This is a genomic window from Arthrobacter sp. Sr33, assembly GCF_054511195.1.
The window spans coordinates 23,936-49,359 of record NZ_JBTNDD010000014.1; the positions used below are offsets into that span (position 1 = coordinate 23,936).

Consider the following 25,424-nt stretch of genomic DNA (forward strand, 5'->3'; position numbering starts at 1 on the left):
CACCGCGCCCACTCAGTACGATCAGGAGAATCTCATGGCCTACACGCACACCATCACCTCCAGCCTCCCCTGGGAGGAAGCCGTCGAACGTACCCGCGAAGCACTCGCACAGGAAGGCTTCGGTGTCCTCACCGAAATCGACGTCCGAGCCACCTTCACCAAGAAGCTGGGACAGGAAGCTGGCGACGCGGTCGGGGATTACATCATCCTCGGTGCCTGCAACCCACAACTGGCACAGCACGGCATCAAAGCCGAACCCGAACTCGGTGCCCTCCTACCCTGCAACGTCGTGGTGCGCCGCGGACCGGAAGACACCGCAACAACCATCGAAACCATCGACCCCCAAACCATGGTCCAGGTCAGCGACTCCGACGCAATACGCGACGTCGCAAACGACGCCGACAACCGGCTCAAACGAGCCCTCAATAACATCAATGGGCAATCAACCGGATCCTTCTAACCCCCTAGCGAGCTGATTGCCGCGTCAAGAAACCGCCAGAGCAAGATGAAATCACCAATCTCTTTTCAGGCGTAGTACAGCTGATGAGTGAAAAATGAGGCTACGGATTGTGCCTGCGATGGCGCGCCAGTGATGGGAGCACAGGCGACGCCCCTAGCCGCCCAAGAGACCGTGGCTTTTATTCGCCTGGGCCGGCTCCGTCCGGGTCAGGCAGCACCCCCGCCGGTTTCCGGCGGGGGCACTACTCCCCCGGTTCATGTTTCGTCGGCGTAGTCGGCTTCTTCGGCGGTGAGTTCTTCTTCGTCTGTCTGTACTTGCGCGAACGTCTCCGCCGGCTCCTGCGCTCCACTAGTTTCTGTCTTCACGGATTCCTGTGTTTCTGTGTTTCCGTGGGACGTTGCGGTGGTTGCTTCTTCGGTGGTGCGGTGGTCCCTGATCTGGGCATAGTCGGCCTTTCGGGTCCAGCTGTACCCGGTGATGAGTGAAACGGTTTTCTGGTTGGCTCGGGCGACTTCGTACCAGCTCCCACCAATGCGGACGTAGTCGCCTTTGTTGATCTGTTCGCGCGTGTAGTTGGTGGCCTTGCCTTCGGCTATCTGGTTGGCTCTGATGCCTTGCCAGTAGGTGAGCTGGTCAAGCTCATCGGCCAGCATTCCTTGAAGGTGCGCCCGGTATTCTCCTGTGGCCGGTGCCGTTGTCTCGACGTATCCCCCAGCGAACGTGTGGGAGCTGCCGTCAATTTTGCGTTTTGTGGCGCGGATTCCGGTTCCTAGGGTTTTGATCCGTGATGCTACGGCGGCGGGGCTTTAGCGGCGGTCAGTGGTTTGGGCTGCTGTAGCGGCGCGTTCGGCGGTTGCTTTGGTTTCCTCGGTGGCCTGTACTGATCTGCCCATTGCCCGGTCTGCGGTGGCAATTGCGCGGCGGTGCCGGTTCTCTGAGTGGTGGCCTATCTTGATGGGCTCCCCACCTTCGGGCAGTCGGCGCAGCGCTGCCCGTGCTGAATCGTAGGCTGCTGTCTCGGCGGCCTGCTTGCGCTCGGCTTTCGCGGTCAGGGCGTCGGCGCGGTCTTGTTGGCGGGCGATCTTCCCTGCCTCTACTTCGGCGGTGCTGCGGCTGGTGCGGTCAATTTGGGTTTCGACGCTGAAACCTGCCTCGGTGAGGGCCACCGTGGTGCGGTTGATGATGTGCATTTTGGGCTGACGGTCGCGGGACATGGGCACGAACCACGCCGCGATGCTGCGGCCCCAGCGCCAGCCGTTGACCTTCAAGATGGGCGCGGTTCCGTCACCCTTAGCCGTTCCCTCGATCAGGGTTCCGGCCTCGTGGGTGTGGGTGATGGTCAGCGGTGCTGTGCTGGTTTCAGCGTTCATGGTGGTGCTCCTTTTCGCAGTGGTGGGGGTAGGTAGTGGTGGTCCAGCAGTTGGCCTCTCCCCCGTTGCTTTTGCCTGCTGGCGAAGCTTGCGGAGCTGTGCCTGTCGGAACCTGGCCCGCTCTCGCAGCGGCGTAGCCGTTGAGCTGGTGGAGCAGGTACGTATGATCCGAAGGAATCTCAATGATGTTGTCAACGAATTATTTGGGTTGCTTCTCCGGTGTCCTGGCCCGCTCGGGGCCAGGACACCGGAGGGCCTCTAGCCCGTCCAGCCCAGGTATGGCCTGCGGTCTGCGTCCGGCAGTTCGCCTGCCGTTGCGGGCAGGACCTTAGGGCCGTCGGACTGTCCCATCAGCCAGTGGAAGAACACTTCGGACGTGAGCGCTTCGAAGCACGCGGCCTGACTGCGGAACCAGTGCTCGTGCGTGTCGCCCTCAACGTAGGTTCCGTAACCGAAAAGTTCCTCGGAATCGTCGCGGGCGCGGGCCACGGCGAAGACGATCAGCGGCCAGGCTCCGGCATCCCATCCCTCAGATCCCCAGTTCGGCAGGGCTGACCAGCCGGAATCTTCGAGGGTTTCCATCCAGTCATACCCATCCCCCATCCGATCATCGGCGGGAAGTCCGGGGACGGTGACGGTTTCGTCGGTATCGGTGGTGTTCGTACGGGTCATTATTCCAACGCTCATGCGGTCGCTCCTCTAGTTCACAGGGCGGGAAACGTTCAGTGACCAGCACCCGTTCCCTCTTCCCCACCATGTTTTTTGCCTGCTGGCGGAGCTTGCGGAGCTGTGTCCGACGGAGGCGGTGCCAACCTGTTAGGGCAAGCGGTCGGGAGTTGGTGAGGAAATAAGCGACGTAGGAGCGCCGAGGCGAGTCACGCCCGCGCCGCCGGCCACAGGCCGGTTGAACAGCCGGAGCGGGCACGTAGAATCCAACGGACAGCAGCAAAAAAATGAAAGACAATGCTTCTACTGCCCGAGCGACAGCGAGGACCTTCCTGATCCGGGAAACGCCCCAAACGTTTCTGTCATGGCCGCGACGGCGTTTCCTAGGCGGGCGACGGACTGGGGTTTCCTGGCGGCTCGTAGGCGGTTCCATCGCGGAGCATAGCCCACAGGACGTTGAGCCGGCGTCTGGCCAGGGAAAGCACGGACTGAACGTGAGTCTTGCCTTCTGCACGTTTGCGGTCGTAGTAAGTCCTGGACGCGGTCGAACTTCGCAGACTCGACATAGCCGCCATGTAACAGGCCCGAAGAAGACGCCGGTCATATCGCCTCGGTCTGTGGTGGTTGCCCCGTATCCGACCGGAATCTTTCGGCGCCGGCGCGAGACCCGCGACTCCGGCAAGCCGGTCGACGCTTTCGAAAACGGACAGATCACCGCCTATAGCGCCAAGGAATTCCGCTCCGAGCAGGGGTCCGAAGCCTGGCATGCTGAGCATGATCTCTGCCTGGTGGTGTTCGCGGAAGCGCTCGGCTATCAGCGTGTCCAAGGCGTCGATCTGGTTCTGAATATCCAGGACTTCCTGCGCGAGCTCGGCGACCATCGGCGCACCGATCCGCTGGGCGGCAACGGTGGTGTACTGGGATTTCGCGGCCGTTACGGCCCTTTCTGACACATCGGCGCTGCTGCGGGCGCCCTGGCTACTAAGCCAGGCGTGAAGGCGTTTCTGTCCGAGCCGACGCAGCGCATCGGGGGTCTGGTATCTCGTGAGCAGCAACAGCCCGGCCTTGGATCTGCTGTAGTCAAAGGCCTGTTCGAGGGCGGGAAAGTATTCCAACAACTGTGCACGCAAGCGGTTGATCGCGCGAGTGCGGTCGCAGGCCTTGTCCGTGCGGCGGGCGGTAAGGATCCGCAGATCCACGCTGATGTCATCCCCGGTACGAACCGGTTGCAGATCCCGACGCATCCGGGCCTGGTCAGCGATCACCGCGGCATCCTTCGCATCGGTCTTGCCGTCCCCACGGTAAGTCCTAGAAGCGTGATGTACCGTGCGTCCTGGAATGTAGAGCACGTGCTGGTCATGGGCTACAAGCAGTGCGATCAGCAGTGCAGCCCCACCGTGGTTCAGATCCACGGCCCAAACCACCTCTCCCCCACTATCAAGCGCCGCGACGCTTCCCATCAAATCCAGCAGATCTGTCTCGTCATTGGCCACCCTCTGAGAGAACAAACGGGCTCCCTCAGCGTCAATGACCACGCAGTGGTGATGGGTTTTGCCGGCGTCTATCCCGGCCCACAGTTGCGACAAAGCGCTCTCCCTTCATCGTTCGAATATGAAGCCCAGCAGATAACCTCGCCGTCGTGTCCTTATCCAGCGATCATCTTCTTGTCGCGTCTCTCAATCAGCGGTCGGGCCATCGTCGAAGCAACAGGCGGCCAATCCTTCGAAGCCGTGACAACCGTCCGGCACAGCAGCAAAAGCCATACCCATCACCCCTGGGTAGCCAAGACACTACAACTGCCCTGCAAACTACCTGCTCAACAACATAAGGACAGCAGCAAAAAGACGGTTGTTTAGGTCTTTACAGTCCGAAAGTAGAGAGGTCCCTTTGGGTTTGCTGTCAGCGTTCAGATGTTGAACCCGATGGCGATGACGCTCGGAGTGGTAAACCTGTTGTGCACATATGAACTGTGGGGCGCAGGATCGAGGTTGGAGCGGGCTACCACGCTCAGGGGGTTGTATGTAGCTGCAGGACTGCGGACACCAAGGCACTCCGCGATGGAGCCCGATGGTAAGTAACCTGGTCTTCCAACCAGGCGATCTGCCGATCATCGAGGCGAAGTTGAATCTGTATCCCTGCAGTCCCTCTAGGTCGTCGAATCCGGCGTGGCATTACCGAAGCGGTGGATTCTGTTTCCGGCCTAAACATTCGGCTGATTTCATCTGGTGTGACGGCGTTGAAAGCGTCAACCAGGAGATCGCTGTAGGTGATCTGTTCGGTCTTGGCGGCGTTCTTGACTCGTTCCAAGACATCTGGCGGCAGATAGACACCGACGTTGCGAGGTGCCCCTGCGACAGTCTGGGACGCTGGCGTTGAACTGTTCCTCGGTTGCACCTCTGGGCTTTTGACGGCTGGTGGCTTCGACTCAGACAGGGCCCCGACTTCGGCTTCACTTGCGGAGCCCATTGATGAGGTGCCGGAATTTTCGGCAGAACGTACTCTCGGTTTCAAGAGTCCTTGCAGGCTAGTTCCGCGCTTTATTGATGTTTCTTGGGGCTTGAAGGCTGCGGCCAGGTTTGGGCGGTCGGCGCTCATGCTGCTTGTCCACTTTCGATCTCATTGAGTCGGGAGAGGATCTCTCCAGTAAGGGCTTCGTATTCTTCAGCTAGCCCGCCGGCGTTGCGTGAAAAGAACCCCTCGCTGGGCTTCTGGCCCGCACGTAGGGCTTTCAACCGGTCTTTCTGAGCTTGTGTAACGGCACCTTCCAGTTCATGGAACAGTAAGCCCTTCTTGCGGGCGTCAGCACTCGCGCTCTCTAAGTTTCGGATACGAGTAGTGAATACCGGTGCCACGGTGCCGAGCATTTCTTCCAAGGTGCTGCGGACGCTGCGTTCCAGGCGTAGAGATCGCGGCCCAACCGCGAAGAGTACGATTCCCGCCAGCTCGAGAGCCGGGTTGCGATCGCGGACTGCTAGGAACCGGCGGGCTACGCGTTCGACGCCGTCAATGCTGGCGTCATCAGACTTGGTGGGTATAACGACTGCTGCAGCAATAGCAAAAGCACCTTCGACGAGAATTCGCTCGCCGGGCGGTGTGTCGATAATGATCAGGTCATAGTTGTCGGACAACGGTCGAATCGCCCGGTAGAGCATGTCTCCGAAGTCCCCTGCATCAGCGCGGTTAGCTCGAGAGAACATGAGTCCCTGGATGTCTTCAAGTGCTTGCCCACCGGGTATGACGTCTAGGTTCTCACGAACGTTTGCCAAAATTGGTGCTGCGGTGCCAGTGACAAGTGCGTTGAAAAGTCCTTGTCCGTCGTTGTGTTCGTAGCCGAGGTCTCGTGCCAAATCGCCTTGGGGATCAAGATCGATCATGAGAACTTTTGCGCCCGCGATTGCTGCGTATCCGCCGATGTTCGCAGCCGTGGTGGTCTTGCCCACACCGCCCTTGCCATTGGCGAAAGCTATGGTTCGCTCAATTGAAGTCGAGGCGGCAGCTGGTGCTGCCTCTGGGGTATGGATCGAACGTGCCACAGCTGTCACTTCTTCTCTGGATTGGCGAACTCTTCAAGCATCATTGCTCAAACTACTACCGAACCAGCGGTTGCAACGGTAGGTAACGGGGCGTGTCCCTTCATTACATTAACCGTCTTACTTCTAGTACACGTTACTACTCCTTTTCCTATATGCCTTATGGCATGCGTTATGGCATTACGAACACCGTGAACATAAACCTCATGCGTTATTGATGCAGGCATGAGTCGAAGGACGATACGTATCCTCAGAGAGATGGCTTTTTATGCTGACCTATCAACTATTTGCTTCGTCGTCCGGCCAAGAAAAAGATCGGTCAGTGTGTACCCGTTGTCATCAGGCGCTTCTCTATCCCAAAAGGGATACGGCTCGTCAGGTTCCAACAGCTCGAGAGTCTTACCGGCCTGGCGATTGTCGAGCCAATTCCGCCATTGCAGTCGTTCGACACGATAGCGAGCCAGTTGGACAAACAGCTCTTCAAGAACCCCTAGATACTCGGCAATTGCCTTAAGGCTTGTGGCCCCAATCAATGACCAGTGACCATCAATTTTCTGAACGAGATTCCATGCTGCAAGGGTTTCTAAGGCTGAGGCGGTAGCTGCGGGGGAGAGGCCACTGGCTTGGATGATCTGTGACGTGCTTAACGGGACATCGCTGAGCTCTATGGTTTCGTAGGTGAAAGCTGCAGTTACTCCGAGACCTCGAAATGCTGGACGTAACGCATGGGTGTGCCCTTTGCGCCACTTTCGATTCTCTTGCGCTCTTGTGCTGTGGTCTGGAGTCTGAAGTTCATAAAGGTCACCTCGTGTGCCTCGGCCTTCTGCGGCAAGCCTGATGGGGGCATCCTTTGAGTTCGTCAGCCTCCGTAGTAGGCGAGCAACTGTCGTGTGATGGACACCTACTGCAAGAGCTAAAGAACGTACGCCGAATTCAATGAAGCGACTCCCTGCCTTTGCGGCTGCTTCTCCCAGTGCTCGAAGTAGCAAGCGCAAAGTTAGTCCTTCGCGAGTTCCCCTTAACTTCAGCTCGTATGTTTCCCTGGCGAGGTTCCAGTCTTTCAAGAATCGGTATTCGTCAGCAGAGCCAGGTTGCGCCAGGGGAGCAGGACCCCCCTGTGTATTAGGCAGGCTTGTGTAGCTTTTATGGTCGGACTTTTGGTGTGCAGGAAGTCTTCCGTGTTTTTTGCGGCATTCTGCGACGTAGCTAACGGCTTTCATCCAGTCGCGCCGGAGGGCGGCCGACCTCTGTTGGGATGTGTATCTGCTGTAGAAGCTCGTCATGCCAGCCCAGGTGTTGTTGTGCATGAGGCGCTGGACATCTGTGAGTTCCCAGCCGGCTGCCACAGCAGAGGCCAGCACCGCTTGTCTAGCTTCGCTGGGGGAGTCGTATGTTCCGGTGTTGTAGAGGCCGGTGCGGGCGAGTCTGTTTTTTCCCGATGGGAGATTCCGAGGGCCGTTCGAAAGAGGGAGATATTCTGTGTCTTCGATAAGTGCCTGTGGGGCGTTGCGTTGTTGTGTGACGACCGCGAGCTCTTCTTTGAGGGATCCTCTGAGTGCTTCCCAGATTGTCGGTGCGTTCCGGATGATTGCAGCGGCGTAAGCGTCGCTAAGCGACATGGTTAGCACTTGGTAACCGCCCCGTTTATGGGGGCTGCCAGGTGTACGGATGCATCCAACATCAGCGCTGCGGTGTGGGCCAGGGTCAATGCTGGTATGCCGCAGGGACATCGCTTCGACGAAATGGCGGGCCTCAGTGAATCCCACTCGTTTCGTAAGCGGAATGTAGACGTGCCGGCCCCCCGTGGGGGAGCAGTCTTCGATCCAGAGGGCTCCATGGCGGGTCAGCCAGCGTTGGACTGCGGTGACGTCGGTATTTACTTTTGACGTGTCCCCGTTGCTGACGTCGAAGTCGAGAGCGATGGTGGCGACTGTGCCGTCAGTCCCGCAGAGCCTGACGGCTGCGGGCACAGTTGGAAGCGTGTTTTGTAGACGTCGTTCGCCTGCTGTGGGGTAACTTTTGCCGCCGTCTTTGGACAGACGGACGCGGGGCTGACCGGCAATGAGCGTCGCGAGTGCCCGCCATGCGGTCTGAGCTGCTTCCTTGGCGATCGTGGGATTCCGCGACACGCCTCGGACAGGATTTGGGCATGAAGAAGGTGCGCTAAGGGGTGTGTGTATGATTGGATCAACTCCATAGCCGTGAGGGCATAGAAATAGCCCTTATGGTGGACGTTCAGAACCGAGGATCTTGGCGGATAGACGGAACTGAATGAAGACTTCGGGAGGCCCGTTTAGCGACGGGCCTTCTTTGTTTAACTGGCTCGGCTGATTGGCAAAGCCTCCTGACCGTACAGTGTGTCTACGTCGACGTTAATTAGGTGTTTGTGGACTAGGTCAGCGAGGTAGTCGCTGACACTTAGGCCTTCCGCCGCGGCTACGGCTCTTAGTTTTTCGGCCTCGTTTACTGGCATGCGGGTTCCGACGAGATGGCGTGCACCCTTGCTGCGGCGCCCGCCTCCACGATTTCCTGAGATAGCCATGGGTCCATTCAATGTGTAACTGTTTCCATTAAGTGGGAGGTAGCTCACTCGGGCGTGTCGCTTCATCACAGTCCTTCGGCTACGGCGGCTGCTGCTGCCAGCCAGGCGCGTTGCGTGGCTGGTTTCAGGGCGGTGTGTCGGATGCGTCCGGCTTTGAGTGCCTGGTCATAAGGAACGGTAACCACGCGGCGGACCAGTGGTGCGAAGCCGTCAGCGATACGGCGGGCTTCGTCGCCGTCCTCGGCTTTCCATTGGGAAATGATGACGACGGCGTTTTCGTCCAACTGGGCTGAGTGTTCGTCTCGTGCGACCAGGGCTTGCAGGGTGAGTTTCGCGGCCTCGGCGCGGTCCTCCATGGTCGTTGTGGGGATCACGAGCTGATCAGTGTGGCCGATCATGGCACGCCAGTTCGCGGCCCTTGCGGTGTTCCCGCTATCCATCACGATCATGCGGTAATACTTCGCGGCCACGGTATGAACAGCATCCACTTCGTCAGCGGAGATCTCGTGATCTCCTTCGTCGTTCTCATCCGAGCGCAGCACGTCGTACTTGTCCTCGGTCTGGTGATGCACGTAGTGCGCCAGCAGAGCGTTATGGGCCAAGGGGGAGAGCAACTGGTCCTGATCGCGCAGCAGATCCAGCACGCTTGACGTGTGGGGGCCTTGCTCGGTGCGCCAGCCTAGAGTTCCTTGGTTCTCGTTGTTGTCCCACGCGAGCACACCGCCGCCGCCGTAGCGGGCGAACACAGCCGCCAGGGCTGCAACGGTGGGGGTCTTGTTCGCGCCGCCCTTGCGGTTCACGACGGCGATAGTGCGCGGTCCCGGCCAGTGCTGGGAGACGGCGTGAATGTCGGCGCGTTCGGCCACTTCAGATTCAGAAGGGCTCATACGCAAACCCATCCGGCTCATAGCACCACGGAATCCCAGGGCGCTGGCTGAACCACGGGATCACAGACCAATCTAAAGCCGGGCCTAGGGGCGACGTGTCGCGTGGTACTTCCCGGCGCAGTTGGTAGGGCTGCATCTGTCTCCTTATCGAGTGAAGGACTGTACCAATATGGCACAGTCCTTCGATTCACAGCAATTAGTTCGACACTAGCTCTTCCATGCCCATTGAATCAGCTTCTCCTTAGCATCCTCTGCTGGGACGTCGATCGACCTTGAGTGGAATGCCTCTCTAAAGAGGGTTCTGACCGACTTAGCGGTACGGAAATACTGGCCATGTCTGTCGATTCGACGGGCAGAGACGCCGAGGTACCGGGCGGTCTCCTTGCGGTTCATGCCGGCCTCGATGCAGATTCTAACGGCACGGAAGATGACGGCGTAGGAGGCCTCGTTCTCGGAATTGGCCTTGGTCAAGATGCGCTCTACAGCGATCTTGGCCTCTGGTGGTGTCTGACTCATGTTCTACTCCTCACTTGATCGACAGGCCGGTGTCGAATGTCTTGCGTGCCAGCTGGCGTGACCTGGCGAAGGCGAAAGCCCACAGTCCGAGGACGACGCAGGCTGTCGATACGTGCGTGACCAGCTCGAAAATGTAGAACGCTTCGGCCCCTGCTCGTAGTTCCAGCGGGTAGCCGATGACGCGTGCCATCGAGAGGACGAAGCCGACGAAGATCAGCCTCGAGGCCAGCCGGCCGAAGCGCAGCGGGTTCCTGCGGCTGTCCCGGAGGACCGGCAGCAGGAGGGGCCCGAGCACGTAGGCGGTGTAGGCGAGGACGATCCCCTCGTTCCATTCCACCGCGGGCTGCTCTTGGTATAGCTCCAAGCGGGGTGACGCCTCGGGAGTGTCCGCCATGAGGAGCGTGATGAGCACCCCGGAGGCCGCAATCACGCCCGCTAGGGCGCCGCGCTTTCCAATGATCCAGCTGGTGGCCGTCTCTGAGCCGTAGGCGATAGCAAGGTGAAGGCCGAGGACCGCTACGGCTGTCATGGCACAGCATTTGGCGATGAGGTCGGTGCCGTTGGAAATGGGCACGAAGATTTCTAGGAACTGGTAGATGCCGGGCATGGAGAAGACGTAGGCCGCGGTTAGCAGGATTCCCATGAGGGCCAGCCGGCCGCTGGGTCGCAGCAGTGCCCGCGCCCCTTCTGGGGTCGTTTTAGACGTCAGTCGGTGGAATGTGAGGCCGCCGAGCAGGATCAGCATGAAGCTGACTGAGATGGCGTAGATGCTGTCGTTCATCCGATCAGATCCGTAAGTTTTTCCGCGTATTCGAAGGCTTCCTTGCGCTGCCGGAGGCGGCGCTGGAGGAGATTCAGCCGTTGCTGGATGAGTTCGACCAGGTCCTCGTTTTTCATCACCATCAGGGCCGTCTCCCGGACGTCCTCGGGCCAGTCGCCCTCTTTCATGGTGATGAGTCCGACGACGACAAGCCCCGCGACCATCGACGTCCCGCTGACCCGGGCAGCAGTAACCGCCTGGATGGGGGTGAGCTTGTTCTCCGAGATCTGGCTGAACAGGTAGGTGATCGCCGTTCCCGTCTTCTCGGTCACGTCGTGCCGGACGTCGCCGGTGTCGATGGCGTCGATCCACGCGCGATGGGAGCCGTCGTGGGGGAAATCGATCTTGACCTTGTCATTCCGTGGGAACAGGTCTTCGTGGAAGCGGTGCTGCAGCTCGACCATGAGGTCGGCGTGGTGGACCTGGCTCAGGACTTCCGCGGCCGTTGGTGTGCGGGGCCGACTGTCGAGGTCTTGGTACTCCTTGAAGTCTGCCAGTGCCGCGATGGGATCAATCCCGACGCTTCGGGCCACACCGACGACGGTCGATTCCGGGACGTTACCGCGCCGGATCTGGTTGCCCACCGTGACGCGATGCAGCCCGGTCAGGCGGCCCAGCTCGCTCGCTGATGTGGTGATACCGCGTCGTTCGAGCCATTGCTTGAAGTCAGAACCAGAAACAGCCACGGCACCTCCTTCAAGAGAGCACTAGATGGGCACGGCATACACGTATAGCCGTGATGTCAGAATCTAAGCTATTATAAGAACTAAGGAATTGGCATCAGCCTTCTTCCTCACCGTCTCAATTTTACCGGGCAAGTCCTAACCAGTCTGTGCCCGTCACACCCCGGGGAGGTAATCGTGGACGAAGACGAGAAGCGCGGAGCGTCACCGCTACTGGCCCTGGTGATCCTTGTACCTCTCCTGGCGGGACTGCCTGTCGTCGGCATCGCGGGAGCTGCGATACTCATGCAGACCGAGGAAATGCCTGCTGGGTGCGCCGTCTCCGCAGTAGGTGAGACCGCCGGGGGCATTACTTCGACACCGGCGATCCCGAACGGCTGGGGTGATCTGGTCGACGCCGCCGCGAAGACTGCCGGTCTGCCGGTGAGTGTGGTGGCGGCGCAGTTGAAGCAGGAATCAGGCTGGAACGAAGGTGCACGGAGCCCTGCAGGGGCTCAGGGCGTGGCTCAGTTCATGCCCGGCACCTGGGCCATGTACGGGGAGGGTGGGGACCCGTTCTCGGCCGAGGACGCCATCCCTGCCTACGGCCGCTATATGGCGGCCCTGAAAGAGCAGGTGCAACCGCTGGCAGGTGACGACGCCGACCTACTGGTGCGCCTAACCCTCGCCGCCTACAACGCCGGCTTCGGTGCTGTGCAGGCAGCCAAGGGCATTCCGGCGTTCACGGAGACCCAGCAGTACGTCGAGAAGATCCTTTCCTCCGGACAGAGCAAGTTTTCTGCCGACTGCACGGCGCCTGCGGGCACTATCGCCTGGGACGGCGACCTCGGCGATGGCGAGTGGACCAACCCACTACCGGGTGGTGTTTTCACCTCCGGATACGGACACCGAAATATCCCGGGCCTGCCCGCGTGGGCGCAGGACCACGTCGGGGTAGACCTCGCGACCCCGGGCGCCGGAACCGGCACTGGCGGCCCGGTGATCGCACTGACTGACCTGCGGATCACGGGTTTCAACGACAAGGACGGGTGTGTGATCGCCAAGGAGGACGGCGACGATCCCGATTTCGGGTTCGCGTTCTGCCACCTCAACGCCTACAGCGTGGCTGTGGGGGACAGATTGAAGCGCGGCGACGTCGTCGGCACCGAAGGCAACAAGGCCGGTCTCGGGCTGGTCGCCACGCACCTACACTTCGAGATTTACAAGCCGGAAGCACCGGAGGTCGTCTACCCGTACCAAGGCTGGAACCTCGACCCAGAGCCGATTCTGAAAGAGAAAGGAGCGTGGGTACGATGACCCGTCGCTCACACACCTACCCGTACCGGGCCACCGCTCTCGCGGTCTCGATGATCGCCCTGACCAGCTGCGCTGCTGACGCACCCGCATCGGAAGATGCAACCCCAAGTTCCGCGCCGACCACCGTCTATGGGGGCTCCTACATTTCGCTCCCTGCCGATGAGGTTCTGGGCGGGAACACGTTCGCCTCCCCGGAGGACGCCGACCGTTCCGACGTCGACTCGACCGCCCGCGTGGCGGCGCTGATGCTGCACTCGTGGGATACGACGGTGGATCGCACGGAGACGGCGGCCGCGGTGCGCGCCATACCCCTGATGAGTGCGGAGTGGGCGGCGAACCAGGTGGAGCCTGAGCGCAACGCGAGCAACGGCGAATGGCTGGAACCAGCCGAACACGGTGCTTACAGCGTTCCCCGGGCAGTTCCCGCGATCGGTGACGCTGCGCAGGACGTCGCCCCGGACAAGGCCATTCGGGTCCTCGACGTGACGTGGCGCTGGGTCGCCCACGACGAGACGCTACTAACGAGCGGCGGTCACCGGCAGGTAACCATCTACCTCGAGAAGACAGAGGACCAATGGGACGTCGTCGGACACCAGACCCGTGACATGACCGCCTCAATCACCGGGGAGGGCAAGTGACTCCTGCAGTACATTCCTGGCCCGTCATCCGCCTCATGATCGGCGAGGGCCAAATCGTCGCGGACGCGAACGGCGACGTCTTGACCTACCCGGTGCTCGACGAGGCGTCCGTAGCCGACGTCGCAGCCGACGCGGCAGCGGAAGCGTGCCGCCGTCTGGGCCTAGCCGCCTGCCGGGTGCAGGGCCACACCGACGACGGCGAGGTCTACGAAATGATCGTCGACGCCGAACTGGGCACCCTCGAGGAACGCGAAAACAGCACCCCCGCCGCCGGCACGGGCACTGCACGTACCGAGTCGAAGGCTGCACGCCCCCGCACTTCTGCACGCCGGAAGGCTGTGTTGTGGGGGAGCGCAGGCGTCCTGGCGGTCACAGTCGGGTTCAGCGCCTTCTACACACTGCAGGACAACACGGCCGAGCCTGTGGCGACCGTCTACACGCCGCCTCCCGCGCAGCTGCCGGTTCCGGCTCCTGCCGGGTGGGACACCTACGGTGACTGGACGACGTCGATGACCGGCTCGACCGTTCGGGCGATCCTGGATTCCTCCGGCCAGCCCGTGAGCGTGGACGGCTCGAAGCTAATCGGCCATGACCCTCGGACGGGCGTAGAGCGATGGACGCGCACCGCACCGTTCACGGTCGAGCAGCTCGCCCTGTTCACCCTCGACGGACAATTTAGGGTCGCAGCCGCAGCCGCCCGCGAGCTGGTCCTGTTCGGCGACGGAGCAGACCCGATCCGCGTCGACGTTCCAAAAGACGGAACGATCGTCTTAGACGGCGGTACAGCTCCTCGCGTGGACCTGCCGAACAAGCGGACCCTAATCGTCGCAGCCGACGGCAGTACGGCGGCGCGGGTGGTCCCGGCGTCCGCGGAACCCATAGAAGCCCTCGGCGACGACCTGGTGGCGGCCGACTCACGCTCCGGACGGATTTGGCGTGTCACGCAGGACTCGGCAGCCCTCCCAGCCCCGGCGAAACTGCCTGCACCGTCAGCCGGAGCGGAACTGGTCACGGTCCTCGGATCCGTGAACGGGACGGTCGTCGCGGCATGGAAGACCGACGACACCACCACCATCGGCTTCTATGCCCTCGGGGACACCACCGACGCGACAAAAGCGACGCAGGTGGGCACCGTCGACGTCGAAGGAACCGACGTCGCCACCTCCGGTATCCAGGTGGACCGGGAGAACGGCCTGCTAATGGCCGGCACCATCCTGGTCGACGTCGACGCGAAGCAGGCCCACCGCCTGCCCGGAGCCGGGAAGCTCGCCGCCGGCTACGCCTGGGTGACCACCAACACCGAGCAGCTGCGCATCAACGCGCAGGGCGTCACCGAGACCACAACCGATGCGGCCCGTGCGGCGATCCCCGACGTCATCACCGACAACGGCAAGGCAATCACCCGGGCCGAAGGATCCTCCACCGGCCTGCTGTACGCGCTGACACAGGTCGCACCCCGACCCACCGCAACACCGAGCCAATCCCCTAACCCGTCTTCTACTGCGACTTCTACTCCGAGCCCCACCTCAACCGTTTCCCCGAAGGAGAACCCCTGATGAGAATGACCGCTGTCATCGACCCGGCCGGCACCCTCGAGCTTGACCTGGGAGGCGAGAAAACCACCTCCCCATACCCCTCGGTCATGGACGCCCGCCGCTCCGTCATGAGCACCGCAACCGACCTCGCGGCCGAGACGAGCACCGCAACCGAACTGCACATCGAGGACCCGTCCGGCTCCCGCACGATCCTCGTCCAGACCGACGGCGTCATTGTCGAGCAGGCCGCTGATAGTGAACCGACGGAAAGCGGCCCAGTACAACCCGCCGAAGCAGTCGAGCCTGCGGCGTCCCCGATCACGCCAGAAGTGCCGACCGTGCCGGAGGCCGCGGTGGAAGCAGCAGCACCCGTCGCCACTCCTGTTCCTGTCCCTTTTCCCTCTCCCGTTGAGGTTGAGGCTCCGGTAGTTCCTAAGACCACCGCACCGGAAACGGTCGCTTCATCAGCCGTCGTACCGGTAGAGACGGTGGATCCGCTGCCGACCCGCAGGACGGCGATGCCCTCATTCGTCGACCGGCCGGACGCCGATTCACCGGCACAGGTCGGGGTACGTGGTCTGCTGAATCAGTTCGGGTTGAAGCTCGCACCGTCTCCAGTGGAGTTGGAGCAGCGCCGGGACGAGAAGACTGTCTCTCAGCACTGGGCCGGTCCCCGCACGATCACGGTTCTGAACCCCAAGGGCGGGGCGGGCAAGACGCCGACGGTGATCTGCCTGTCCGCTGTGTTCGCCCGCCTCGGCGGTTCCGGTGTCCTTGCGTGGGACAACAACAACTCGCTTGGCTCCCTAGGTTGGCGGACTTTCGATGCCGGCCACGAGGCGACGGTGGTCGACCTCCTCGAGCAGACGGACTACTTCATGACCGCCGGCGCACGGGCCGGGGATTTGGCGTCCTACGTCCACCACCAGCCCTCGGACCAGTACGACGTGCTGAGAAGCGATGACCGGTCGGCTGCGAAGAAGCGGCACGAGGTCACCGGCGACGAGGTCCACCGCCTCTACTCGGTGGCCGCGAAGTATTACCGGCTGATCCTCATGGATTCGGGCAACACCGAACGCGGGGACAACTGGGAGGCCATGATTGGGCACTCCGACCAGGTCGTCATCCCGGTCAAGTCCGTCGATGACGCCGCCGAAGGCGCGTCCCGGGTGTTGAGCGCCCTGCGGGCGGGCAACGAGCACGCGCAGTCGCTGGCGGACCACGCCGTGGTGATCGTCCTGGGCTGCACCCCGTCTCACGGTCCGGCGAAGCTGAATGAGCTGGCGGAGTCATTCCGCCCGTTCGTGAAGTCGGTCGTCACGGTGCCCTATGATCCGTCGCTGATCGAGGGCCGGATCCGGTTCTCCTCGATGCTCCCGCAGACCCGCCGCGCATGGCTCCGGGCCGCCGCGCAGATCGCGGAGGGACTGTGACCGTGACCCCGCAGCGCAATCCGTTCGTCCACGAGCCGGGGGTCGAGCCGCAGGAAGACCCGATCGACGATGACCCGATCCTCGGGCAACGCGAGTCACTCAGGGGCCCGAAGAACATTCAGCAGACCCTCGCCGCAGAGCCTGTCGAGGAAGAGGAACCAGCGGCCCCTGTCGCGGTGACCAACGCGACACTGTGGCTGGTCGGTGCGTCCGGTGGTGTCGGCACCAGCACCCTCGCGGGTCTGTGCTCCGAGAACGTCGTCGATGAATCCGAGCGGAAGCCGACCTGGGCAGGCCGGGCCCTGTTGGTCTGCTCCACCAGTGCATCCTCCCTCGAGGCCGCGCAGCAGCTGGCGCGTAAGTCCGCTTCGGGGCAGCTGCCCTATGAACTGGTCGGCCTGGTGATCGTCCACGACCGACCCAAGAACCGGCTGACGAAGCCGACCCTGGACTTCGCGCGCGGGGTCGCGCGGATGTTCCCGGTTGCCATGACGGCACCGTATGAACCCTCGTGGCGCGAGGTTGGCGTCACCCCACAAGCTTCCGGGACACGGGTGAAAAGCGTGCTCCGGAAAATCGAAAAGATCGCCCGCTCCGGGCACTGAGAAAGGGAACTCCCATGTTCGGAAACACTCTGGCAGCACACACCCTGACCACCATCAACGCGCTCACTCCGGTTCGTGAAGGATCGCTCTCGGCTCAGACCTTCACCCCGACGCAGCCTCCCGGCACCGAGGGCCTGACGCAGGTTATCGGATGGGTCTTGTGGGGCGCGGGCCTGGTCCTGTTCGTGTTCTTCATATTCGGTCTCGTCTCCGCCGGTAGGAACCGCCGGCAGGGCAACGAGATCGAGGCACCGATCTGGCCTATGGTCGCTGCCTGCCTGCTGGGCGCTTCGGGTGCAGTGTGGACTGCAATCACCTGAGCGAGAACGCCCACCCATTTGATCGAGAGAAGGACACACGATGAGCACACAGGACACCACACAGGGACCGAAGGCCCGCCCGAAGTGGTTTGGCGCCGCCGTGATGCTGCTGGCCCTGGTGCTGGTCGGCCTCCTCGCGTGGGGTTTGCGGGTATTCCTCTTCCCCAACAATGACGAACCGGCAGCAGAGCCCACTGCCTCTGCTTCGCAGACAGCGCCATCGTCTGCCTCGGCGTCCGCGACGGCAGGACCTGTCGTGGACGCGGACGCCGCGTGGGACTGCCAGTCGGACCTCAACAACGACGACGTATCTGTGGCTGACACTGCTCCGGCGGTCGAGGAGTGGGTAGTCGGGGGTTACAACGTGATCCCGTTCTCGGAGTTCGGCGGGTGCGAGAAATTGCCCTCTACCTTGCGTGTTGGTTACGCACCGACTGAAGCAGGGTCACTGGTGGCAGCGGCCACGTATGCGGTCGCTCTGGACCCCTCGGTCAGCGAGGAAGCGGCGTCTGACCTTGAAGTGGCGGTAGCGGAAGGACCCAACCGTGTGCTGTTGGGAGAGCGAGCACAGCGCATTCGGGACGGCCTTGAGCAAAGCGAAGACACCTCCGTCATCGCTCGATTGACCCTGCTGGGATACATCCAGAACAGCTACACCGAGGACGCAGCGTCCTACCGGCTGATCTATTCAGCACCTGATGCGTCGGGTCTGGAACAGACACTCGTTGCTCAGGTCGATCTGGTGTGGGAGGACGGCGATTGGAAGCTTGACCCGGCGTCGGGGAACGACTTCAACACATGGGCCCGCTACCAGGGACAGCAATACGTCCAGTGGGGACCTAAGTCGTGATTGGGGATTTGGCAGGAAACTTCCTAGAAGGCGTTGCAGGCAGTGCGATTCAGAAGCTGATCCAGTTCCTTGCGAGCTGGCTGGTGCAGGTCCTGACGGAGATGATCAACTTCGTCGGTACGTGGTGGTTGAAGATCGGTGCACCGGATATGAGTGCAGGGTCCGCGACCGACCGCATCCAGCAGTCGACGTTGGTCTTCGTCGGCATGGCCGGTGTCATCGGGACAGCGTTCGCGCTCATCAAGCTTGCCCGGGACCAGGACCGTGCCTCGACCGAGAATCTGATCATGGGCATGGTGCGGACCGTCCTGACTACCGCCCTGGCCGTTCCGATGGTGGGCCTGCTGTTCGGCGTGACCGACGTCCTCGCACCGTGGCTGGTAACCACGATTTCGGGCTCCGCGCAGGAGGACGGGCTCGGGTCCGCGATGGGCCTGGATGCTATCGCGGGAACCACGATGACCATGCAGCTCGCCGGCATCGTCCTGTTCGTCGTGCCGCTGGCCCTGCTCGGGGCGATCATCAATGCGGTCATCGTCATCTTCTCTTACGGTGCGGCGATCGCCCTGTGCGGGATCCTGCCGATCTTCGCAGCCGCATCGCAGACCGAGCGCGGCCGGAAGTCCTTCGACAAGGCTGTGGGTTGGTTAGCGGCCGTCGTCCTCTTCAAGCCTGCCGCAGCGATCCTGTACGGGGCGGGACTCGCGCTCCTGAAAGGCATCAACGGCAGCGCGGACAACGAGCTCGGGAACACCGCGATCGGCCTGATCACCGGCCTCGTCATCATCAGCAGCGCCTGCATCGCGATGCCGGCCCTGGCGAAGGTTCTCGTCCCTGCCGTCAGCGCAGGACCGCAGGGCATGGGAGCCTCCGGCCTGGCCATGGTCGGCGGCGCCGTCGCCCTCGGAGCAATCACCGGAGGCGTGGGTGCGGCCGCTGGTGCAGCGGCCGCAGGTGGCGGTGGAAGCGCCGCAGCAATCACCGGTGGAGGGGCCGCAGCGACGGCCGGGGAAGCGGCCGCAACGGGTGGAGGGGCCGCAGCAACTGGCGCAGCCTCAGCGGCGGAAGCTTCTGGCACCGCCGGTACAGGGGCAGCAGGGGCAGCAGGAGGATCCAGCAGCAGTGCGGTCCCAGCAAGTGGAGGTGGAAGCGGCGCAACGGGCGCCGCGACGCCTGGTGGTTCAGGTAGCACCGGCGGCGGGGCTGGTGGCACCGGCCCGTCCGGGGCAGAGCAGGGGCCGGAGCAGCCCACCGCGCCGGCATCGGACTCAGGTGGAGGGGCATCTGGAGGAAGTGATGGAAGCCCCGGTGGAGGTTCTGGTGGTCCTTCAGGCGCAGCGCAGCGGCTGGAACGATCCGGGGCAGAGACGTCTCCGGACGGCGATGCAGGCAGTGCCGGCAGCGGTGCCGGTGGTGCTGGCGGAAACAGCGGGCCCGGTTCGAACGGACCAACGGGTGCACAACCTCAGGCGGAACGGACCGGCGCACCTTCGGAAGCACCATCCGGTGCAGGCGATGGCAGCTCGTCAGCTGGAGGACCAAGCGGGGCAGAGCCCGCAACATCAGGTGACAAGGCTCCGACGGAAGCACCTGGGGCCGCACCCGCGACCTCGCCGACGGCTGAGGGCTTCCGGGCCGGTGCGCTCTCCGGGGCGGATAAGTCCCCCCAAAGCCAGCAACGCCTCGAGTACGCACTACGGGAAACAGCAAGAGACATGGAACGCGCAGTGGAAAGTGGGGATGACCAGTGAGTACCGAACAGACAATCGTCCGGCAGTACGGCAACATCGCAGAAGACCGGACGGCAGGTCTGATGGGGTTCTCGATGGCCTCGACCGTCGTCCTGGGCACGGGAGCGGTCGGGGTGTTCATCGCCATCATGGCCTCGCAAATTTGGGTGGCCGTCGGCATCGCCCTGGCCGCGTTCATCGCAGCCACCATCCTTGGCTCCAAGGACCGTCACGGCCGGTCGAAGCCTGAGCGCTGGCTTGCGCGCAGCATGCACTCCAAGGCCAAGAAGGCGGGGAAGACGGTCTACAAGTCCGGGCCCGTTTCGCAGATCCCGGACGGTTCATTCCGCGCTCCGGGCCTGCTGGCCGCAACGGAGCTGATCGACTTCCTGGACCTTTTCGGCAACGAGGGTGTCATGCTGTGGCACCCGAAACTGAAGACCGGCACCGTATTCTTCTCCACCAACTCCTCCGGGCTGGGCCTGCTGGATCAGGACCGCGTGAACCGGCTCGTCGGCTCGTGGGCCGCGTTCCAGCGCGACGCTGGCTCCAACGCCCGGGTCGAGCAGATTTCCGTGACGACGCAGTCGACCACCGATCCGGGCGAACGCCTGCCTGACGCTATCGCGGTGGCCCGGCAACAGGCCGGATCCCGCGAAGTCCCCGATTTCGCCCGCATGGTCATGGACGACGTCGTGAACAACCTCAACCACAACGTGCCCAAACTCGAGCAGTGGGTGGCCCTGACATTCAGCGGCAAAGCCCACGACAGCGACCGTGTACCGGAACGCTCGGCCGAGGAACTGGTGGCCGATGTGAAGTCCCTCCTGCAGGGGTTCAAGGAAGAACTCGAGGACGTCGGCGCGGGCAGCGTGTCCCTGATGCGGGCCGCTGACCTCACCGACCAGACCTACGTCGCTTTCAACCCACGCGCCGCAGCCGCCGTCGAACGCGCCCGTCTTTCCGGTGACGGGACCGGCCTGGGCTGGAACGAGGTCGGCCCCTCAGCCGCCCGGACCATCGGATACCCCGGCAGGTATGACCACGCCGGGGTGACGAGCAAGTCATGGCAGATGTTCCGGCCGCCGGCCGGGACATTCCGCGAGAACGCACTGGTGGCCCTGCTGGGTCCCGACGCAAGCATGCTCCAGAAGCGCGTGACAGTGTTCTACCGCCCACAGCCGCCGGAGAAGTCCGCGCAGCAGGTCGCGCAGGCACTCACCAATGCGCAGTTCGCCACGAACCAGAAGGGCCGACGCCCCACCAGCTCGCAGATCATCGCCCTCGAAAAGGCACGCAAGGCAGAGCGGGAGCAGGCCGAGGGCGCTGCACTGGTGCGCTTCGCCATCGGAGTCACCGCGACGGTCGAAAGCCCGGAACAGTTGCCGCAGGTCGAGGCGATGATCATGCGTAACGCGGCGACCGGCATCCAGATCCGCATGCGGTCCTGTGACTACAACGACGACGCCGCGTTCTCCTTCAACCTTGGCCTGGGGCTCGTCCCCGAGCACCTGGCCACCATCTCCTCCGACATCAGGAAGGCCCTCTAATGTCCGCGTTTGATCAGCTCGTCGATAAGGTCATGGACCGATTCCTGGGACGGTCCGAGGCCGCGGCCACCGTTACAGCCTCGGCGTTCCCGCAGCTCACGGAGAAGGGCATGCGGGTCCGCGATGGCGGGATGGTGACGTGGGTAGAACCTCCGCCGGAGTTCACGGCCACCTCGAACCAGACCGCGGGCCTGTGGCCGTTCTGCGTCGGTACATCCTCGCCACTGGTTGGCGCGGTTCTGGGTCGGAACCTCCTCAACGGCTCCGTGGTGTGCGGGGATCCGATCAGCTTGTTCCTGCACGGCATCATCTCCTCCCCGTCCGGGTTCATCCTCGGCCTGAACGGGCGCGGGAAATCTTCGGTCGCCGTCCGCATGGCGTTGGCGCTGATCGACCAGGGGTTCCTGATCCTGGTGGCAGGGGACCTCAAGCCCGACTTCGCCGGCGTCGTCCTGGAAACCAACGGGCAGGTCGTGCAGGTCGCCCCCGGTGTCGGAGCTATCAACCCGCTCGACGCCGGTCCGCTCTGGCGGGAACTTGAACGCCTGCCCGCCCCGATGCAGCGGCAGATGCGCGCCGAGATCCACGCCCGACGCCTGATGACCCTCACCGGGCTCATCGAACTGGTGTTCAAGGAACCGTTGGATGCGAAGAAGCAGGAACAGACGGTGCTGTCCATGGCGATCGCCATGGCCGCGGAGAAAGCGGAAGCTGAGGACCGGCAGCCGCTGGTCGGCGACGTCGTCGCCGCCATCAAGTCCGCGCCGCAGCAGATCCAGTCGGCGTTGCTCATCGAGGAGTCCACGGAGTACCTGCCGCAGGTCAAGAATCTCCTGGCGGGACTGAACGCCCTCGGCGAGCACGGACCGTTCGGGGACGTGTTCTGCCAGCAGACCACGAAGGAAATGAAGATCGACACCTCCGTGGACTTCGATATTTCCCTCATCGACGAGTCCCAGCTGACGCTCCGCGCCGCGGTGCAGACGGTGTGCTGGTCCCACGGGCAGGCCGGCATCTCGGCCGCGAAGACCCTCGCCGATGCCGGTCTCATGGAGGAACGCCATCACCTGATGATCATGGACGAGCTGTGGCAGTCCCTGCGCGCCAGTGAGCTGCTGGTCCACCAGATCGACTCGATCACGCGCCTGAACCGGACCAAGGGCTTGGGTCAGCTGATGATCACGCACTCCATGAAGGACCTACAGCTGTCCACCGACGAGTTGACGAAGATCGCCACCGGCTTCGTGGAACGCTCCAGCGTAAAGATCCTCGGCGGACTCGCGCAGAACGAGATGGACCTGCTGGAAACCGTGTTCCCCGTCTCCGAGCGGGAGAAAGCGATGCTGGTCGGCTGGTCGGCCGAAGGGTCGATGAACCCCAACACCAATCAGGTTTCACCTCCTCCCGGACGTGGCCGGTTCATGCTGAAAACTGGGTCCGAACCCGGTGTGCCGTTCCGGGTGAACCTCACCGCCGGCGAACTCAGAGCCCACAACACGAACCAGGCGTGGGCTGCTGCGCAGGCGAAGGTGAACCGATGAAGAACGAGGAGAACGGCCCAGTCATCGCGTTCTCGAGCGTCGTCCTGGCCGCGTTCGTCGCCGTCGCCCTGATTCACCTCGGGGAAGCCTTCACACCGGTTCCCACCGACCTGTCATGGAACCCGATCACATTGGGGATTGGTCTTGCCACGGGGGATCCCTGGCCGGTGGCCGCGAGCTGGTTGCTCGGCGTGGAAGCGGTCGTGGTCATCGCTGCCTTTGCGTGGTGGAGCACCCGCCCGGTGTCGAGGACCGCGGAGGCGTCGCGGCGCATGAGTCCTGGCGGGAAGATGCGTCCGGCGATGCTCGATGCCCGCCTCACTGAAGCGGCCCGCCTACACCCTGAGGCGAAGGGCATCGGCCCGGGCCTGACGATCGGGTACGCAGGGGAGACCGGCACCAAGGCAGTTATCCAGGGCTGGCGTGAGTGCTCGACCCATGTCTGGGGTACAGGGAGGGGCAAGACGACGACACAGGTCGTCCGTCACGCCACCGAAGCCCCCGGCCCGTACATGATGACCAGCAACAAGGTCGACGGTGTGGCTGAGGTCCTGGCCGCCCGCTCCGATACCGGAACAGTGTGGCTGTTCGATCCGCAGCGGATTTGGCGCGACAGCCACCGGCCCGCGATGATCTTCAACCCGCTCACCGCCGTCACCGATACCGTGAGCGCAGGCGAGGTCGCATCGATCTTCGAAACCTCGTCCGCGCCGAACGCCGGTCAGGGCAAGGGAGATGCCCAGTTCGACTCGCAAGGGCGTGACTTCCTGTCCTGGTGCCTGCTTGCGGCCGCGAAGAACGGCCAGACGATGAAGGATGTCCTGCGATGGGCAGCCTCAGCGGACTTCATGGAACCAGCCGAACTCCTGGAACGCGCCGGCCACGCAGGCCCTGCGTCGGCGTTGAAGGGCATGAGCGCCCAGCCGGAGGATACCCGCGGGTCCGTGGCAGCCAGCGCGCAGCGCATGGCTTCCGCCCTCGTGCACGACGAGCTGGTCGCGTGGTCGACGCCGACCCCCGGCGTTCCGGTATTCGATCCGGTCAGCTTCGTCACCAGCAAAGACACCTTGATCCTGCTCTCACAGGACGCCGCCGGCTCCGGTGCCGCGTTCGTCTCCACCCTTGTCTACGCCGTGTTCACCGTAGCCCAGCACACAGCCCGGCGGGCGGGTGGCCGCCTGGAGGTACCCCTTGTCGCTGATCTGGACGAGGTCGGGAACGTCGTCAAGCTCAAGCAGCTGCCTGAGTGGTATTCGTTCTTCGGGTCCATGGGAATCGTCGTCAGCGCGTACTTTCAGACCCGCGGGCAGGGCGTGGCCATGCTTGAACGCACCGGCTGGGACACCCTGTGGTCCGCAGCCGCGATCAAGATCTACGGTGGAGGGTCCGACGACACACAGTTCCTCGAATCCTTGTCCAAGACCATCGGCCAGTACGACGCGAAAGTCCGCAGCTCCTCCACCTCGAGGAACGGGTCATCCCGTTCGGTGCAGACTCAGCGGCGCGACATCATGTCCGTCTCCCAGCTCTCCGAGCTTCCGGCTAACCGCGCGTGGGTGAAGACCTCCAACGGGGGAGGGACGATCGTGCGTACCGTGCCCTGGTTCCGGGACAAGACCATCAGCGCGCGTATCGGCTCCACGGTCGAACGTATCAAGACAGGCACAAGAGGACACCTCTCATGACCGCACCCCATGACGATGATGTAGCCGATGCTGCCGCCGGTATCGACCCTAACGGTCAGGGCGGGGGAGAGGACTTCGCGTTCACTCCGGAAGAGTTGGTGGATTGGGTAGAGGGCCTTGCAGCGATGCTGGAGTCAGTGGACCGATCGCAGAACCAGCACTGGTGTTCCCTGTGGTGGAATCACCCCGAGGCCGTCGACAGGTTCCGAGCCCTCTATGAACAATGGCTTGAAGCCCAGGCCAGCGGTGGGATGTCCTCGTGGTGGATTGATCACTTCGACCGCCACGCTACTGTTCTTTTCACCAAGCGAGGCCCATTCGGTGAGTGCGGGACTACGCACGCGGAGAAGACGGCTCGTCGCATCCTTGCTACAGAGCAGCCACCGCCCGACTGGGCGTGGTGACCTTCGGCTGGGATGCTGTGCGGGTAGCTCGTAGGCCGGTGAATCGTATTCGAGTCCGTAGGTGGACGGGTGGTCTGGCATTTCGGGTCCTAGATGGAACGTGGAGATCCCGGACCCGACGAACAGCGAGATGATGGCGCTGAGAAACAGCACATAGAAGATGCGAACCAGGATGTTATTCATGCCCGCAACCATGCGTAGACGGGGGTCGGTGTGGGGGACCGGTGTGTCCGCACATGGGAGATGACACGCCCCGATGCGCATCCAGGCTAGTCGGGTGGCTCGCCCTACAGGCACAAAACAGGCATAGTGTAGGCACACCTCTGGCATCGAGCGGGCAGCGCTGGTAATGTGGGGGCCTAG

23 protein-coding genes are annotated in these 25,424 nt (G+C 62.8%); 13 read left to right on the top strand and 10 right to left on the bottom strand.

Annotated elements, in window-relative coordinates; translation table 11 throughout:
- The first annotated feature begins 34 nt into the window (after positions 1–34).
- Positions 35–460: a DUF302 domain-containing protein gene (locus tag ACX80T_RS15400; protein WP_024476426.1), complete on the top strand. Its 426-nt coding sequence runs from the start codon at positions 35–37 to the stop codon at positions 458–460.
- Positions 461–714: 254 nt separating this feature from the next.
- Here ACX80T_RS15400 and ACX80T_RS15405 read toward each other — a convergent pair whose 3' ends face one another.
- The 10 genes from ACX80T_RS15405 to ACX80T_RS15450 all read right to left on the bottom strand — a co-directional run bounded on the left by ACX80T_RS15405 (position 715) and on the right by ACX80T_RS15450 (position 11,477).
- Complete coding sequence (locus ACX80T_RS15405) at positions 715–1,113, bottom strand: hypothetical protein (RefSeq protein WP_116779191.1); 399 nt, start codon at positions 1,111–1,113, stop codon at positions 715–717.
- Positions 1,114–1,266: 153 nt separating this feature from the next.
- On the bottom strand, positions 1,267–1,830 hold the full coding sequence (locus ACX80T_RS15410; RefSeq protein WP_035746529.1) for a DUF3560 domain-containing protein: 564 nt from the start codon (positions 1,828–1,830) through the stop codon (positions 1,267–1,269).
- A gap of 258 nt (positions 1,831–2,088) precedes the next feature.
- On the bottom strand, positions 2,089–2,517 hold the full coding sequence (locus ACX80T_RS15415) for a hypothetical protein (RefSeq protein ID WP_024477293.1): 429 nt from the start codon (positions 2,515–2,517) through the stop codon (positions 2,089–2,091).
- Positions 2,518–2,879: 362 nt separating this feature from the next.
- On the bottom strand, positions 2,880–4,082 hold the full coding sequence (locus ACX80T_RS15420) for an IS110 family RNA-guided transposase (RefSeq protein ID WP_035748384.1): 1,203 nt from the start codon (positions 4,080–4,082) through the stop codon (positions 2,880–2,882).
- Between the two features lie 1,005 nt (positions 4,083–5,087).
- Positions 5,088–6,029 carry a ParA family protein gene (locus ACX80T_RS15425; RefSeq protein ID WP_019481135.1) on the bottom strand — a complete coding sequence of 314 codons (942 nt, stop codon included), beginning with the start codon at positions 6,027–6,029 and terminating at the stop codon, positions 5,088–5,090.
- 263 nt (positions 6,030–6,292) lie between these two features.
- Positions 6,293–7,996, bottom strand: coding sequence for a MarR family transcriptional regulator (locus tag ACX80T_RS15430; protein WP_165802648.1), 1,704 nt, complete (start codon positions 7,994–7,996; stop codon positions 6,293–6,295).
- Between the two features lie 637 nt (positions 7,997–8,633).
- A complete protein-coding gene (locus tag ACX80T_RS15435; protein WP_133185549.1) occupies positions 8,634–9,455 on the bottom strand; it encodes a ParA family protein in 822 nt (273 codons plus the stop codon).
- A gap of 207 nt (positions 9,456–9,662) precedes the next feature.
- Positions 9,663–9,971, bottom strand: coding sequence for a hypothetical protein (locus ACX80T_RS15440; RefSeq protein WP_019481161.1), 309 nt, complete (start codon positions 9,969–9,971; stop codon positions 9,663–9,665).
- Between the two features lie 10 nt (positions 9,972–9,981).
- Positions 9,982–10,752 (bottom strand): hypothetical protein, encoded by a 771-nt coding sequence (locus tag ACX80T_RS15445; RefSeq protein ID WP_019481162.1) that lies wholly within the window; start codon positions 10,750–10,752, stop codon positions 9,982–9,984.
- On the bottom strand, positions 10,749–11,477 hold the full coding sequence (locus tag ACX80T_RS15450; protein ID WP_019481163.1) for a hypothetical protein: 729 nt from the start codon (positions 11,475–11,477) through the stop codon (positions 10,749–10,751). The genes ACX80T_RS15445 and ACX80T_RS15450 overlap by 4 nt, the downstream gene beginning before the upstream one ends.
- Positions 11,478–11,651: 174 nt before the next feature.
- Between ACX80T_RS15450 and ACX80T_RS15455 the strand changes: the two genes are divergently transcribed.
- The 12 genes from ACX80T_RS15455 to ACX80T_RS15510 are packed head-to-tail and all read left to right on the top strand — an operon-like array spanning position 11,652 to position 25,061.
- Complete coding sequence (locus tag ACX80T_RS15455; RefSeq protein WP_116779133.1) at positions 11,652–12,770, top strand: transglycosylase SLT domain-containing protein; 1,119 nt, start codon at positions 11,652–11,654, stop codon at positions 12,768–12,770.
- Positions 12,767–13,408 carry a hypothetical protein gene (locus tag ACX80T_RS15460; protein ID WP_116779134.1) on the top strand — a complete coding sequence of 214 codons (642 nt, stop codon included), beginning with the start codon at positions 12,767–12,769 and terminating at the stop codon, positions 13,406–13,408. The genes ACX80T_RS15455 and ACX80T_RS15460 overlap by 4 nt, the downstream gene beginning before the upstream one ends.
- Positions 13,405–14,964: a hypothetical protein gene (locus tag ACX80T_RS15465; protein ID WP_116779135.1), complete on the top strand. Its 1,560-nt coding sequence runs from the start codon at positions 13,405–13,407 to the stop codon at positions 14,962–14,964. The genes ACX80T_RS15460 and ACX80T_RS15465 overlap by 4 nt, the downstream gene beginning before the upstream one ends.
- The gene (locus tag ACX80T_RS15470; protein WP_116779136.1) at positions 14,964–16,376 is read left to right on the top strand and encodes a MinD/ParA family ATP-binding protein; all 1,413 of its coding nucleotides are present in this window, start codon (positions 14,964–14,966) and stop codon (positions 16,374–16,376) included. The genes ACX80T_RS15465 and ACX80T_RS15470 overlap by 1 nt, the downstream gene beginning before the upstream one ends.
- Positions 16,373–16,981, top strand: a complete 609-nt coding sequence (locus ACX80T_RS15475) for a DUF6668 family protein (protein WP_116779137.1) — start codon at positions 16,373–16,375, stop codon at positions 16,979–16,981. Before ACX80T_RS15470 ends, ACX80T_RS15475 begins: the two co-directional genes overlap by 4 nt.
- A gap of 14 nt (positions 16,982–16,995) precedes the next feature.
- The gene (locus ACX80T_RS15480; RefSeq protein WP_019481169.1) at positions 16,996–17,301 is read left to right on the top strand and encodes a hypothetical protein; all 306 of its coding nucleotides are present in this window, start codon (positions 16,996–16,998) and stop codon (positions 17,299–17,301) included.
- A 40-nt stretch (positions 17,302–17,341) separates the two neighbouring features.
- Positions 17,342–18,151, top strand: coding sequence for a hypothetical protein (locus ACX80T_RS15485; protein ID WP_116779138.1), 810 nt, complete (start codon positions 17,342–17,344; stop codon positions 18,149–18,151).
- On the top strand, positions 18,148–19,902 hold the full coding sequence (locus tag ACX80T_RS15490; protein WP_116779139.1) for a hypothetical protein: 1,755 nt from the start codon (positions 18,148–18,150) through the stop codon (positions 19,900–19,902). The genes ACX80T_RS15485 and ACX80T_RS15490 overlap by 4 nt, the downstream gene beginning before the upstream one ends.
- Positions 19,899–21,431 (top strand): SCO6880 family protein, encoded by a 1,533-nt coding sequence (locus ACX80T_RS15495; protein WP_116779140.1) that lies wholly within the window; start codon positions 19,899–19,901, stop codon positions 21,429–21,431. Before ACX80T_RS15490 ends, ACX80T_RS15495 begins: the two co-directional genes overlap by 4 nt.
- Positions 21,431–22,972 carry a hypothetical protein gene (locus ACX80T_RS15500; protein ID WP_116779141.1) on the top strand — a complete coding sequence of 514 codons (1,542 nt, stop codon included), beginning with the start codon at positions 21,431–21,433 and terminating at the stop codon, positions 22,970–22,972. Before ACX80T_RS15495 ends, ACX80T_RS15500 begins: the two co-directional genes overlap by 1 nt.
- The gene (locus ACX80T_RS15505; protein WP_116779142.1) at positions 22,969–24,657 is read left to right on the top strand and encodes a type IV secretory system conjugative DNA transfer family protein; all 1,689 of its coding nucleotides are present in this window, start codon (positions 22,969–22,971) and stop codon (positions 24,655–24,657) included. Before ACX80T_RS15500 ends, ACX80T_RS15505 begins: the two co-directional genes overlap by 4 nt.
- The gene (locus ACX80T_RS15510) at positions 24,654–25,061 is read left to right on the top strand and encodes a DUF4913 domain-containing protein (protein WP_116779143.1); all 408 of its coding nucleotides are present in this window, start codon (positions 24,654–24,656) and stop codon (positions 25,059–25,061) included. The genes ACX80T_RS15505 and ACX80T_RS15510 overlap by 4 nt, the downstream gene beginning before the upstream one ends.
- Positions 25,062–25,424: the final 363 nt, after the last annotated feature.

Excerpts from the sequence above, each read along its gene's own strand:
- ACX80T_RS15415 (WP_024477293.1), bottom strand. The coding sequence starts at position 2,517 with ATGAGCGTTGGAATAATGACCCGTACGAACACCACCGATACCGACGAA.
- ACX80T_RS15410 (WP_035746529.1), bottom strand. The coding sequence starts at position 1,830 with ATGAACGCTGAAACCAGCACAGCACCGCTGACCATCACCCACACCCAC.
- ACX80T_RS15480 (WP_019481169.1), top strand. The coding sequence starts at position 16,996 with ATGTTCGGAAACACTCTGGCAGCACACACCCTGACCACCATCAACGCG.
- ACX80T_RS15435 (WP_133185549.1), bottom strand. The coding sequence starts at position 9,455 with ATGAGCCCTTCTGAATCTGAAGTGGCCGAACGCGCCGACATTCACGCC.
- ACX80T_RS15445 (WP_019481162.1), bottom strand. The coding sequence starts at position 10,752 with ATGAACGACAGCATCTACGCCATCTCAGTCAGCTTCATGCTGATCCTG.
- ACX80T_RS15400 (WP_024476426.1), top strand. The coding sequence starts at position 35 with ATGGCCTACACGCACACCATCACCTCCAGCCTCCCCTGGGAGGAAGCC.
- ACX80T_RS15500 (WP_116779141.1), top strand. The coding sequence starts at position 21,431 with ATGTCCGCGTTTGATCAGCTCGTCGATAAGGTCATGGACCGATTCCTG.
- ACX80T_RS15485 (WP_116779138.1), top strand. The coding sequence starts at position 17,342 with ATGAGCACACAGGACACCACACAGGGACCGAAGGCCCGCCCGAAGTGG.
- ACX80T_RS15440 (WP_019481161.1), bottom strand. The coding sequence starts at position 9,971 with ATGAGTCAGACACCACCAGAGGCCAAGATCGCTGTAGAGCGCATCTTG.
- ACX80T_RS15405 (WP_116779191.1), bottom strand. The coding sequence starts at position 1,113 with ATGCTGGCCGATGAGCTTGACCAGCTCACCTACTGGCAAGGCATCAGA.
- ACX80T_RS15460 (WP_116779134.1), top strand. The coding sequence starts at position 12,767 with ATGACCCGTCGCTCACACACCTACCCGTACCGGGCCACCGCTCTCGCG.
- ACX80T_RS15470 (WP_116779136.1), top strand. The coding sequence starts at position 14,964 with ATGAGAATGACCGCTGTCATCGACCCGGCCGGCACCCTCGAGCTTGAC.
- ACX80T_RS15505 (WP_116779142.1), top strand. The coding sequence starts at position 22,969 with ATGAAGAACGAGGAGAACGGCCCAGTCATCGCGTTCTCGAGCGTCGTC.
- ACX80T_RS15510 (WP_116779143.1), top strand. The coding sequence starts at position 24,654 with ATGACCGCACCCCATGACGATGATGTAGCCGATGCTGCCGCCGGTATC.